The 12,838-nt window shown below is 64.3% G+C and carries 9 protein-coding genes; 4 read left to right on the top strand and 5 right to left on the bottom strand.

Going from position 1 to position 12,838, the window contains the following annotated elements; all coding sequences use genetic code 11:
* Nucleotides 1-112 precede the first annotated feature (112 nt).
* Together KF688_14045 and KF688_14040 are read left to right on the top strand one after the other, a co-directional pair.
* Nucleotides 113-1,408 (top strand): phenylacetate--CoA ligase family protein, encoded by a 1,296-nt coding sequence (locus tag KF688_14045; GenBank protein MBX3426797.1) that lies wholly within the window; start codon nt 113-115, stop codon nt 1,406-1,408.
* A 112-nt stretch (nt 1,409-1,520) separates the two neighbouring features.
* A complete protein-coding gene (locus KF688_14040; protein ID MBX3426796.1) occupies nt 1,521-1,841 on the top strand; it encodes a DUF971 domain-containing protein in 321 nt (106 codons plus the stop codon).
* A gap of 30 nt (nt 1,842-1,871) precedes the next feature.
* On the opposite strand, the gene KF688_14035 is transcribed toward KF688_14040, so the two are convergent.
* From KF688_14035 to nadB, 4 genes are all read right to left on the bottom strand, one after another.
* Nucleotides 1,872-3,611, bottom strand: a complete 1,740-nt coding sequence (locus tag KF688_14035; GenBank protein MBX3426795.1) for a DUF4340 domain-containing protein — start codon at nt 3,609-3,611, stop codon at nt 1,872-1,874.
* A 167-nt stretch (nt 3,612-3,778) separates the two neighbouring features.
* Nucleotides 3,779-6,535: a Gldg family protein gene (locus KF688_14030; GenBank protein ID MBX3426794.1), complete on the bottom strand. Its 2,757-nt coding sequence runs from the start codon at nt 6,533-6,535 to the stop codon at nt 3,779-3,781.
* Between the two features lie 121 nt (nt 6,536-6,656).
* Nucleotides 6,657-7,376, bottom strand: coding sequence for an ATP-binding cassette domain-containing protein (locus KF688_14025; protein ID MBX3426793.1), 720 nt, complete (start codon nt 7,374-7,376; stop codon nt 6,657-6,659).
* A 785-nt stretch (nt 7,377-8,161) separates the two neighbouring features.
* Nucleotides 8,162-9,769 (bottom strand): L-aspartate oxidase, encoded by a 1,608-nt coding sequence (gene nadB / locus KF688_14020; GenBank protein ID MBX3426792.1) that lies wholly within the window; start codon nt 9,767-9,769, stop codon nt 8,162-8,164.
* 201 nt (nt 9,770-9,970) lie between these two features.
* Between nadB and KF688_14015 the strand changes: the two genes are divergently transcribed.
* A complete protein-coding gene (locus tag KF688_14015; GenBank protein MBX3426791.1) occupies nt 9,971-10,228 on the top strand; it encodes a GlsB/YeaQ/YmgE family stress response membrane protein in 258 nt (85 codons plus the stop codon).
* Between the two features lie 240 nt (nt 10,229-10,468).
* On the opposite strand, the gene KF688_14010 is transcribed toward KF688_14015, so the two are convergent.
* Nucleotides 10,469-11,299 (bottom strand): PEP-CTERM sorting domain-containing protein, encoded by an 831-nt coding sequence (locus tag KF688_14010; GenBank protein MBX3426790.1) that lies wholly within the window; start codon nt 11,297-11,299, stop codon nt 10,469-10,471.
* 464 nt (nt 11,300-11,763) lie between these two features.
* Here KF688_14010 and KF688_14005 point away from each other — a divergent pair, with 464 nt between their 5' ends.
* Nucleotides 11,764-12,744, top strand: a complete 981-nt coding sequence (locus KF688_14005) for a PEP-CTERM sorting domain-containing protein (protein ID MBX3426789.1) — start codon at nt 11,764-11,766, stop codon at nt 12,742-12,744.
* Nucleotides 12,745-12,838 lie beyond the last annotated feature (94 nt).

Below are 12,838 nucleotides of genomic sequence, written 5' to 3'. Positions count from 1 at the left end.
GCCAACGGCAGGCGAATTGCCCGCGCGGACCGCACGTCGTTGCTCCCAATGATCGGAAGACTCGTCGGTTCGACGTTCCCCGTTGCTCCGACTCGCGACAAGGACGCCCGGCATGATCCGCAGTTCGGCTGAAGAACGACGACGTCGCGAGGGACTCGGCCGGGCCGCCCTGGCCGACTTGCAGTTGGCGAAACTCAACGACATGCTTGCGGCGATCTTGCCGACGAACGAGTTCTACGCTCGCAAGCTGGCCGGCGCGTCGTTCCCGCTGGCGTCGCTCGACGAGTTGTCGTCGCTGCCGCTGACCGCCAAGGGAGAACTGGCGCTCGACGAGTCCGATCGCCTCGGGCCGGCGAACCTCACCTGGACGCTCGATCGATACACCCGGTTTCACCAAACCTCAGGCACGCACGGCCGACCTCTGCCTGTGTTCGACACGGACGACGACTGGCAGTGGTGGATCAAGTGCTGGCAGTACGTGCTTGACGCGGCCGAGGTCGGCTCGAAGGATCGCGCGTTGTTGGCGTTTTCGTTCGGACCGTTCATCGGGTTCTGGAGCGCCCACGATGCGCTCTCCGCCCGCGGAACGATGACGATTCCCGGCGGCGGGATGAACTCGCTAGCCCGGCTCGATCTGATCGAGAGGACCGAAGCGACCGTGCTGCTTTGCACGCCCACCTATGCGATGCATTTGGTCGAAGTGGCCGAGGAGCATAAGATCAACCTCGCGCACACGACGATCGAAAAGATCATCGTCGCCGGCGAGCCGGGAGGATCGATTCCCGCGATACGCCGCCGGATCGAGCAGGCCTGGTCGGCCCGCGTCACCGACCACAGCGGCGCCAGCGAGATCGGACCGTGGGGCTACGCCGATCACGACCAGCGCGGGTTGCATGTGCTCGAGTCGCAGTTCATCGCCGAGTTCCTCGACGTCGAAACGGGCGCACCGGCCGTGGAAGGGAGGTTGTCGCAACTCGTGCTTACTTCGCTGGGGCGCTGGGGGCTGCCGGTGGTGCGCTACCGCACGGGCGATCTGGTGCGACCAGTCTGGCCGCAGCAGGGGCCCAATCGGTTCGTGATTCTCGACGGGGGCGTCCTCGGCCGGGCCGACGACATGCTGATCATTCGCGGCGTGAACATTTACCCGGCCGCGATCGAACAAATCCTGCGCAGCTTTCCCGAGGTGGTTGAGTACCGCCTGACTGCCCGCAAGCGGGGCGAGATGGACGAACTGGTCGTCGAAGTCGAAGATCGGTTGGAGCAGCCCGCACGGATTGCCGAAGAGCTTCACTTGCGGCTGGGGCTCAAGGTCGAGGTGCGCCTGGCTGCGGCGATGTCGCTGCCTCGGTTCGAGGGGAAGGGGAAGCGATTCGTCGACCACCGCCGCAAGCCGGCGGTCCAGCGTTGAGGGCAAGCGAGCGCTCGACGCCGTGCGAACGGAACGCCGCCTCGCGTCTCATTTCCCCGGAGTCGGCGTTCCAGCCGCGTTGCAATCCTGTCGTTCGCCGGCGAGACCCAGCATGAGCGCGTCGCAACCAATCGACCTGAAACTCATCGACCCCGATCGGCTGTCCATCGCTTGGAGCGACGGTCAGCGGCGCGAGTATCGGGTGCGGGAACTTCGCGACGCCTGCCCTTGTGCGAGCTGCCGCGAGAAACGCTCGAGTCCCGAGCCGCCGCCGCTGTTGCCGGTGCTGAAGCCACAGGAGACGCAGCCCCTGCGGATCGCCGCCATGGAGCCGGTGGGGCGGTACGCCTACGCGATCCGCTTCAGCGACGGTCACGACACGGGTCTGTTCACGCTGGAGCAACTCCGCGAACTCGGCCAGCCGACAGCGTGACGCCTCGCGCCGCCCCGATTGCTTCGCGGGTTATTGCTTGCCCCCCAGCGGCAGATTCGGCAGGCCGGACAGCGGGTCGTCGTCCGCAGGGGCGCTCCCCGCAGCGGCGTCCGCTTTGTCGCCGGCTTTCTTCTTGATCATCTGATCGAGACTCAGATGAATCTGCTTGTAGACGTCTTCGCTGATCACGTAGTACCAGTCGCCGAACCGCTCGTTGAGTTCGTCGACCGTCTTGCGACCTTCCTTGAGCGTCTCCTGGTAGCGGTCAAGCAGTCGGTCGTTCTCGGCCTGGATCGACTTGCGCTCGGCGATCAGCGCCTCGAGCTCGGCCTCCGGATCGGCGGGCTTTTCCTCGGCCGCGGCGTCCTCGCCGACGGCGTCGCCGTCGTCTTCGGTCGCTTCCTCGTCGGCCTCCTCCGCCGAGTCGGAATCGTCGGTCTCTTCCTCTTCTTCCTCATCTTCCGTCGGTTCGTCGCTGGTCTCGTCCCCCTCGGCGTCGGCCGCCGCGTCGGAGTCGGCCGGCTCGTCGGCCCCCTCTGGCAGCGGAGGGACGTCCTTTAGCTCGGGGCGTTCGACGACCTTCTCGTTGAACCGGGCTGAGACGAACAGGTATCGGTTGAGCTTCCCCCCCGAGGCGTCGGCGGCCGCTTCCGCGTCGGCGTCCGAGTCCATCGCCAGTTTGCCGAACCGTAGGACGTACTCGACTCCGTTGCGCATCGTGCAGATCGCTTCGCCCTCGCTGGAAAGGATCTCCATGGGGCCTCCCTCCTCGATCCGTACGGGGGCGAAGCCGCGCTCTGCGAGACTTTCGGCGTTGGCGCGGTCCTTGAGAAAATCGTCCCCGGCTTTCAGGTCGGCGCTTAGCCCGGTCGGTTTGCGTTCGACGTCGACGATCAACAGGTCGTCGAGCCCGTTGCGCAGCTCGCGCAGCACGTCCTCGTTCAGTTCCTCGTCGTCGGCCAGGGGGCGCGGCTCCGGCTCGCCCGTTTGGCGGCTGAAGGCGACTAACTCCAGGGGCCGCCACTTTGCGTCCTTGTTGTCGTAGGCCAGCCGCATCTGCCCGCGACGATCCCAGCTCACTTGCGGAACCAGCCGACCGTTGGCGGAAACCGCCAGCGACATCTCGGCGGAGTAGTCGTTGATGTAGATCTGGCTGATGTTGAACGGATCGAGCTTCAAGAGATCGTCCTCGATCCACTGCCCGAAGTCGGTCGCCAGCTTCTCGGGCTCCAGGGCGACCACGTACACCACGTCCTGATTGGCGTTCCGTACGTAGTACTGCCCGGGCGAATCCTTGACCTCGTTGCCGACGACCAAGTCGACGAGCGTCTTGTCTTCGGCGTCGGTCATCACGACGCGCGTGCCGACTCCTTCGTTGTTCCCCTTCAACTCGGCCGTCGAGGGGTTCAACACCCCGAGGGCCGCGTGCTCGTCGGCGGTTTTGGCTTGCACGCGGAGGATTTCGCGGTTGATGAGGCCGGTCGCGGCGGAGGCCATTTGCTCGGTCGCGTCGGCGGGATAGCCCTGCTTCGAGGGGATGGTCCACACCCCGGCTTGCTCGGCGACCTCGAATTCGTCGAGCTTCGTCCCGCTCGCGGCGACTTTGACGATCTTCAGACTCTTCGGCTCGTCGACCTCGAACTCGTTGAGCCGCTGGCCGACTTTGTCGGCCGGGTCGAACTCGCTCGGCCCCGCCGAGACGAAATAAGCCGCAGCCAGCGAGACGACGCCGGCGGCAAGAAAACTGAGAGACTTGCTGGATTCGGACATGTCGAAGTGCGTCAACAGTGATTTGTCGAACCGCCAGGGGCGCCCATTGCGCCAAGGGCGGAAGGAAGTGAACTAATTGTCGTATGGTCGTGTGATCAACGTCGGTCAAAGCGTTAATCGGCAATCGAACGTCTTGATGCACTTGGGGGGTGCGCTCTTTCGGACGCCTATCGCAGTCGCTCGCGCGCCACGCCTTGCCGCTCCGCTTCGCGCCGGCGGAAAAACACCCACACCGCCAGCAGCAACGGCGGAATTGGCGGCAACACGATGGCGATCATCTTGTACAGGTCCTGCACCGAGCGGACGTTTTGCTCCAAGCCGTACTCGATCTTCTTTACCTCGCGCCGGCGGGTTTGCTCCAGATTGGTCACCTCGCGCTGCAGCTTGCGTTGTTCGTCAATCTCGATCTGCCGGCGGAGGATCTCGCGCTGCAGCGCAGTCAAATCGGTTCGCTTGTCGACGGCGTCCATCTTCTCGTTGTAGGCGGTCTGGGCGGCGTCGATCTTCTCTTGAATGCTGCCGACGAACTCCTCTTCCTGCTTGGCCGCGTTGCGGCGGTACTCCAGAGTCGCCTCGTCGATCTTCGTCAGCGTCCGGTGAGCCCGGGCCCGTTTACGGATGTTGATGAAGCGCGTGTCGCCGGTCAGTTGATCGACCACGTTCAGCAGGAACGTGACGTTCTGGGCCGCTTCGAGGAACTGGCTGTCGCCCCGCTCGCGGATCATGAAAAACCCGTCGATCAGGCAGTCGATGTCGGCCACCAGCACCACGTTCATCTTGGCGCGATTCTTCTCGGCTTCCTTGCGTTTGGCGGCGAGCTCGGGATCGTCGGCCGGGTCGGCCTCGTCGTCCGTGGACTTCTTCGGCAGCAGCGCATCGAGCGGCGCCAAGCCCGAAACCTGGGCGGCGACAATGTAGCCGTCGGATGTGCGAACCTTGCTGAAGTTTTCGCGATTCACGCGGCCCAGCTCCCCGCGTGTGAGCGACTGCGTCATGACCGTCCCGGAGTTCTTCGACCCGGTCACCATCAGCGATTCGAAATCAAGCTTCGAATCTTCAGACTTGGTGAACGAGCCGGGGTACAACAGCAGCACCTGATTCAGGCCCGAGGAGATCGCGTTCTTGCCGTTGAACGGCTCCTCGGCGCCGTTGCCCGAGTCGATGAACACCCACTGGTCGTCCTCGATCGTGCGAACCGATTGCTCGGGGCTGTACTGCTGCCACACGACTTGGCTGCCGTTCATGCGGACGCCGAGCAGCCGCCACAGTTGCTGCAGGTCCCCCTTCGGCTCGTTTCCGGCGCCGCCGAACATCCCCATTTGCATCGCCATCGGGTTCATCTTCGGCTCATCGGTCCCCGCGGCCATCTGCGGAGGGATGATGAACGGGTACGGATCCTCGAACAGCGCCGCAGGCATCCCCGTCTTGATCGCATCGACCAGGTGATCCATCTGCTGGGGACCGAGCATCGACGGCTGCACGACCAGCAGCGCCGCAAAGTTGTCCTTGATCGGCTGCGCCGGATCGACCAGCGTCACGTCGTACTGCTTGCGCAGCTCATTGACGAGCGCCCAACTGTTGCGCGCCGAACTCGAGCGATCCATGATCGGCACGCCCGTGTCGACGACTCCGATCTTCTTCCGCTCCGATTGAGCGACCGTCAGGATCGAGCGGACCAGTTCGTACTCGACCGGGATTCCCTTGTTGATAAACGGCACGACGACCTTGTCCGGTCCCGCGCGGAACGCGACCCCGAGGAAGAACTCCTCGGTCGCCGTCTGGGCGCCTTCGCCCACCATTTGCTCCTGAGGCGTGATGCCGTAGTTCTTCTCGGCCAGCTCGGCTTCTTCGCCGTAGTTTTCGATTTCGTGCTTCACGACTTGAATCTTGCCCCCGCCCAGGGCCTTCAACTCTTCCAGCGTCGACAACAGGTTCAGCTTCGTCGGGGCGTACTCGGTGGGAACGCGCGGGCTGACGTAAGCGTCGATTTTGATCGGCGGCACGTCCTTGTCGTCGCGCAGTTTGCCGATGAGCTTGATCGTGTCGGCCGACAGCGAACTGAGTTGGGCGCTGCTGACGTCGGCCCGCAACCAGTTCTTCTCCTGCAGCACCGCGGTCACGCCGAACGCGACCGCCAGCAACGCGATTGCGCGCACGAGATAGTGCCAGATCAGCGAGCGATCGTCCTCGCGGGCCTGCCAATGGCGCCGGCCGATGAGCACCATGCACAGGTACAGCATGACCGCCGCCAGCAGCACGAAGTAGGCGATCCCGCCGATGCTGATCACTCCCCGCTCGAAGCCGCGGAACTGCTCAAGCGCGCTCCACTTTTGCACCCGCTGGGCCCAGGCCGGGTCCTTGATGAACCAGTGGGCGACGCCGAACAGCGCCAAGGGCATGTTGAACAGCGCCCCCAGGATGAATCCCACCGTCAAATTCGGCGTCAGGAACGAGGCGACCATCCCCACGGCGATCATCGCGATGCCGATGAACCAGTAGCCGACGTACGTGCTGAAAAACAGCCCCGGATCAGGCGACCCCAGCCCGTAGTTGAACACCAAGAAGATCGCCAGCGCCGAAAACAACAGCGATACGGTGAAGATCGCCACCCCGGCCAAGTACTTGCCCAGCACGACGTCTGAGTCGCTCGCCGGGATTGTGAGCAGCAACTCGTCGGTTCCTTGCCGCCGCTCCTCGGCCCACATGCTCATCGTGATCGCCGGGATGAACACCAGCATGATGAACGGCAGCCACCGGCTGAGTTGGTCGAGATTCGCCAGATTGTTCGCAAAGAACTCCGGCGGCCAGAACGTCGCCAGCGCGGACAGCACCACGAATACGCAGATGAACACGTATCCCGTGGGGTTGGAAAAGTAACTGACGAAATCGCGGCGAAAGATCGCCTTGAGCGTATTAAGGTTCATAATCGCAAAGCGGATGCTTGCCGGAATTCAGATTCGAATTGTCAAGACGAGCACGTCGACGCGTAGCTCACAAAGATCAAAAGTTGCGTCCGTCTCGACTTGGCGGTTACGCAAGAAAGCGTCAATTCAACTCGGCCCGGCCGGTGAGTTGATGGAAACGCTTATCGAGGTCGTGGTCCTGAGCGGCCAGTTCGGCGGGCGTGCCGTCGAACACCAGTCGTCCCTCGTTGATGAACACGACCCGATTGCACATCGCCTCGACCTCCTGCAGGATGTGAGTGGACAACAGGATCGTCTTGGTCTGCCCTAGCTCGCGGATCATGCGGCGCACTTCGCGAATCTGGTTGGGGTCGAGACCCGCGGTCGGTTCGTCGAGGATCAGCACGTCGGGGTTGTGCAGCAACGCCTGAGCCATGCCGACCCGCTGGCGGTAGCCCTTCGAGAGCTTGCCGATCGGCTTGCCGATGACCGCTTCGAGATGGCACGTGTTGACGACCGCTTCGATCCGCTGATCGAGTTCTCGCCCTGTGAGTCCCCGAGCATTGCCGAAGAACGTCAGCAGGCTGCGGGGCGACATGTCGGGATACAACGGGCCGTTCTCCGGCAAGTACCCCAGCCGCTCGGCGCCCAAGAGCCGTTCCTGATTCATATTGAATCCGGCGATCTTGGCCGTGCCGGTCGACGGGGCCAAGTACCCGGTGAGCAGCTTCATCGTCGTGCTCTTGCCGGCGCCGTTGGGGCCTAGAAACGCCGCGACTTCGCCCTTGTTGATGGCGAAACTCACGTCGCGGCAGGCGGCGAAATCGCCGTAGAATTTCGACAGCCCGATGGCTTCGATCATCGGCGTCGCCGCGTCCGCGACAGGGGCGGATGCTGGGGCGGTCTCAGTCGACATACGCAATACTCCCGGCGATGGAACGGTTCGCTGCGAGCGGGCCGGGCCGTAACGGGCTCGGAAACGACCGCCGCGGACGCAAGATGTGCGACCCGCACAGGGCAGCCCCGCTGGAGCGTCTCAATAGCCTGTTGAAAATGGGTCGGGCTCGCGGAACAATTCCGGCGACCCTCTGAAAGCCGCATTCCGCGAGCGTGCCTGTCCCCTTTTTCAGCAAGCTGCTAAGTGTCTTGGCGAACTAGGTGTCTTGGCGAACTAGTGCTTTGTCACAGGCTAAATTTTGGGTTGGGGACGGCGCAACATCTCTCTCTGTCAACAGGTTGCGTCGTCCCCAACCCAAAATACTCGATTTGCCAAAGCACTAGGTTTAAGACACTTCCTTCCAGTGGCGCCGCACAGGCTATCCAGGACCAAGCAGCCTAACCTTGCGGCTTGGGAGTGTCTATACCCGCCGCTACGCCAGTCGGGCCGCAGCGGTTCGCCGGATCACGGAAAATCGGGGCAAAAAATCGTCGCTGAGAAGATCGATGCCGTGCCATAAACCGCCGCATCGTCTTGGGCAGCGGTTGACGAGCATGCCCCCCAAACCTTGTCGTTCCCCGCAATTCGTGGGCGGGAGCGGGAGTCGTCCCGGAGGGAATCCGAAAGGGGGGCAGAATCAGGCCGGCGACTCTGGCAGCAGGATGTCGGCCCTGCGGGCTTCTCCGGGGGACGGCTCTCCGCCCGTCCCGTCACGATTTGCGCCGGTCCCCGATCCGTCTGCCCCACTTCGCGTCGTCCTGCCCAGGAAAATCGCTCCGGAGGTGGACGCCGCGCGATTCTTCGCGCCGCAGCGCGGCGCCGAGCATCACCTCGCTCACCGTGAGCATGTTCTGCAGTTCCCATCCGCGGGGGTCGGTGAGCTGTTGCGTCAGGGCGTATTGCGACCACTTCTCGACCGTCGCCAACGCCGCGGCCAGTTGCGGGCCGTCGCGGCGGACCCCCGCGGCGCGCCACATGAGACTCTTCAGCGAGTTTCGCACGTCCTGCAGGTCGAGCCACTCACTGCGCCGCTCGACGACTGGATTCTCCAGCGGCAGGGCGGCGTACGTGTCGGGGCACTTTAAGGCCGCGGCCGAGGCCCCTTCGCCGGACCGGGCGCCGTACACGAGCCCTTCGAGCAAGCTGTTCGACGCCAGCCGATTGGCGCCGTGGAGTCCGCTGCTGGTCGCTTCTCCCGCTCCCCACAGCCCGGGGAGCGTCGTGCGCCCGTGCTCGTCGACCCGTACGCCGCCGATCATGTAGTGCGCCCCAGGCCGGACGGGGATCTTGTCGTTGGGGAGTTCGATGCCGAACTCGGCGCACCGTTTGGTGATCCCCGGGAACCGGCTGCGAAGCCACTCGCCGTCGAAGTGGCTCAGGTCGAGATAGACGCACGGATGGTGCGTTTTGGTCATCTGCTGGTCGATCGCCTGGCTGACGACGTCGCGCGGCGCCAGTTCGGCGCGCTCGTCGTAATCGGGCATGAATCGTCGGCCGTTGCAGTCGACCAGCAGGGCGCCTTCGCCTCGCATCGCCTCGGTGATCAGGCTGCGGCTGCTGCCGGCGATGTACAGCACCGTGGGATGGAACTGCATGAACTCCATATCGGCCAGTTCGGCGCCGGCGCGGTACGCCGCGGCGTGACCGTCGCCGGTGGCGACCAGCGGGTTGGTGGTTTCGCGGTACACCTGCCCCGTGCCGCCGGTGCACAAGATCGTCTGTTTGGCCCACACGAACGTCTTGCCGTGTCGGGGATTCCACACGAGCGCCCCGCGGCAGGCGCCTTCGTCCGTCAGCAGGTCGATCGTGAAAGTGTCCTGCCAGATCTGCGCTTGCAGCGTCTCACGAGCCCGCTCGATCATGGCCCGCATGATTTCCTTGCCGGTCGCGTCCCCCAAGGCGTGAGCGATGCGGTTGCGGCTGTGCCCCCCCTCGCGGCCGAGCAACAGCTCGCCGTCGTCGGCGTCGAACGCGGCGCCCCAGGCGATGAGCTGCCGGATATGGGCCGGCGCCTCGCGGACGACCATCTCGACGACCGACTTGTCGCACAACCCGGCCCCGGCGACCAGCGTGTCGTCGACATGCTCCTCAAAACAATCGTCGGGCGCCATGACCCCGGCGATCCCCCCCTGGGCGTAGGTGCTGTTGGACTCTTGCAGGCGATCCTTGGTGACGACCAGCGTGGAGAGCCGCGGGTCGATCGCCATCGTGGCCCGCAGCCCCGCAATCCCCCCGCCGACGACCAACACGTCGACGAAATGGTGCGGAATCCGCTTGGGATGAAACGGAACGAGGTAACGCGGTACGACGAATGCCATCGAGGGAACCCAACAAGAACGGCGACAACCACCGGCCGCCATTGACCCATCATGCGCCAACGGTTTCCAGGTTGCCAGTCGCGAGACGCGGGGCCGATGGCTTGGAACGAGTTGAGCCGGCAGATTCAGCTATAATCGAGAGCAGGCCGTCGGCAGCGCCGTCGTCGTCGCTGCTCAACTGTCGCCTTCCAGGAGCAAGCCATGGGTCTCTTTGCTTGGGTCGGTTTCGGATTGATTGCCGGGTATCTCGCTAGGTTCTTCATGCCGGGGCAGGCGCCAGGCGGGATTGTGGCCACGATCGTTTTGGGGATCATCGGGGCGCTGGTCGGCGGGTACATCGGGACCCGACTCGGCTTCGGCGACCTCTCGGGCTTCGACGTCCGCAGCATGGTCATGGCCGTCATCGGCGGGGTGGCTGTGTTGTTCATCTTCAGCTTGGTCTCGCGCGGCCGGAGCTAGGCGATGCTCCATGACGCGAGCTTGAGCCGCAGGCGAGAGCCCCGGGTCCATTCAACAATCATCGACGGCTTCGCGTCGCCCGCGGCCAGCGTCGATCGGCTCATGGTGCGGCACGTCGCCAAGCCTGCGTCAGCACGCCGGCCGCGCAAGCGCGCTCACCGTTCGAGTGCGTCGACAAAAAAACGCGGGGGCTCGTCACGAGCCCCCGCGTCTCATCAGAAGTCAATGGCAGGCGAGCGACTAGCTCCAGCGGCGCCGACTGGCCAGAACCGCCAGCCCGGTCGCGACGAGCAGCATCGTCGACGGCTCGGGAATGACGACGTCCGGTCCCAACTGAATGCTGCGGGCGATGTCACCCGCGCTGAGCGCCATATTGTGAATCCGGAATTCGTCGATCGAACCGACGAAGGTGGGATCGTACTGATAGACCGAGCGCCCAAGGTAGGCCAAGTTGTTGCTCAAGCTGGAGAGCGTGTTGGCGCCGAGAGGGGCCGAGCCGATCAGCGACCCGTCGATGTAGTAGGCAATGTCGGTCGCGTTGACCGTGACGGCCAGATGATGGGGCACGCCGTCGTTAATCTGCCCCGGGCCGTTCACGCCCGACTCTTCCTCAAACCGTACGGCCGTGATCGCCGCGCGCGTCGCAGCCGGACCGCCGCCGCGCGTCGGCTGGACCATGACGTACTGGTATCCGGCCCAGTCGGGTTCCCCGAGGCCCGGATCGTACGTCCGCCCGAGGACGGCTGCCATCGTGTAATTCGTGTTGGCCGGATCTGACGTCAACCAAAGTTCGAGCGTCGCCTCGCTGTACGTATTGATGGCGATCGTCGGGCCCGGCAGGTCGACGTGCTGCCCGCCCCCTGCCAAGACTGCTTGGCCGCCGGCGATCGATGCGCCGCCCTGCAGCGTACCGTGCGCGCCGCCGACCGAGTCGTTGACAGTCCCGTCGTTAAAGGACCACCGATGCATCAGGCCGGCGTCGGCCGACGTTCCTGCAACGGCGATCGCGCCCGCCAACAAGCCGGCGCACGAGCGCCATGCCGCGACGGACCAGAATCTGGTGCACCTCATGAGATCATTCCTCCCAGAACAAGATGAGAACGCGACAAGGTCCCGATTGCCGTGGAGAGCGCACGGTGCGCGGCCTTCGGGCGGCTCCCGCCCAGCGAAGAGATCCCTGCTGATTGGGGCGTATTCTCAGGCTAGTTGCCGCGTCCGAGGGCCACAATAACCAGGGCGAGGCGGATTGCGCACGAGATTTTTAGCGTTTGCGCGAATCTGCTCCGCCCTGTCCGCCGCCGCGATCGGTAGTTGTTGCGCAAAACCTAGAGTATTGGCCCCAAAAAGAGAGAGGGTTTCATCACCGGCCCTTGCTAGAATCGACCCCAGACCAGTGGCGGAGTTGGCGATGCGACCGGCGGCGACGGTGCGGCGGCGTGCGTGCGGGCGCTTGGACCTTGAACGGCACAGAGAAGCAGGCCCTCGACTTCGTGACGTTCACCCCTGAGAGTTCTCAAGAAAAGGAGAATCGACTCGTGAAACGAACTGCATTCTTGACCCTGGGCGTCGCCGCCGCCCTTGCCGTGAAGATGGCCGCAGCGGCGCCGTTGTACACCGACGACTTCAACACAGCCGCATCGGCCGCAAACTACAACCTCGTACAGTTCGGGACGAACGCGGTGTCGTTCGCCTACGACTACAGCGTCATGGGAATTCCCCCGGCTCCCAACACGACCGACGCCAGCACGCTGGGCGTCAAGTTCGAGTCGAACCATATCCAGCCCGCCGCCGCGGCCGCGGTGACGTTGCACACCAACCAGTCGTTCAGCGGCTCGTACAAGGTGAAGTTTGACGCCTGGATCAACGCCAACGGGCCCTTCCCCGGCGGCGGCACGGGATCGACTGAGTTTCTGACTGCGGGCGTCGGCGGCGACGGGACCACCGTCAACCGAAGCGGCGCCACCGGCAGCGGCGGGTGGACCGCGGTCGATGGTGAAGGGGGCTCCGGCGTCGATTATCGCCTGCTCAGGGGCGCCGCCCTGCAGGGACTCGCCTCAGCAGGCACTACCTACGCAGCCGGTTCGCAAGCCGCCTCGAACGCTTACTACCTGCCGCTCAATCCCTCGGGCGTCGACGTCTCACTTCTGCCCGTTCAGGGCGCCGGCAACGGCGGGCCTGCTCAGCAGACTGGGACGACGATCGCCGGGACCTTCGGCTTCGCTTGGCATCAGGTCGAACTGGCCGTCGACGAAACGGGCGGAACCGGCGGAGCGGCGTTGCTCACGTGGAAGATCGACGGCCTGTTGATCGGCACGATGGACGCCGGCGCGGGGACGGCCTTTTCCACGAACGGACGGGTCACGATCGGTTATACGGATCCGTTCGCATCGTTCTCCGACAACCCGCTCCTAAGCTTCGGGCTGATTGACAACCTAGTCGTCGTTCCCGAGCCGACGTCGTTGGGATTGGCCGGCCTCGCGGCGCTGGCCGCGCTGAGAATTCGTCGACGCTGGTAACGCGTCGACGCACGAGCCCATTTCGATGCGTCAGCAGCAAATCTGACCAAGCGGCTTGGTTCGCCCCCGGGAGGACCAAGCCGCTTCTTTGCGC

The organism is Pirellulales bacterium (assembly GCA_019636345.1).
Lineage (GTDB): Bacteria > Planctomycetota > Planctomycetia > Pirellulales > Lacipirellulaceae.
The sequence above is the reverse complement of the archived record's forward strand: the minus strand, read 5'-3'. Positions and strand labels throughout refer to the sequence as shown.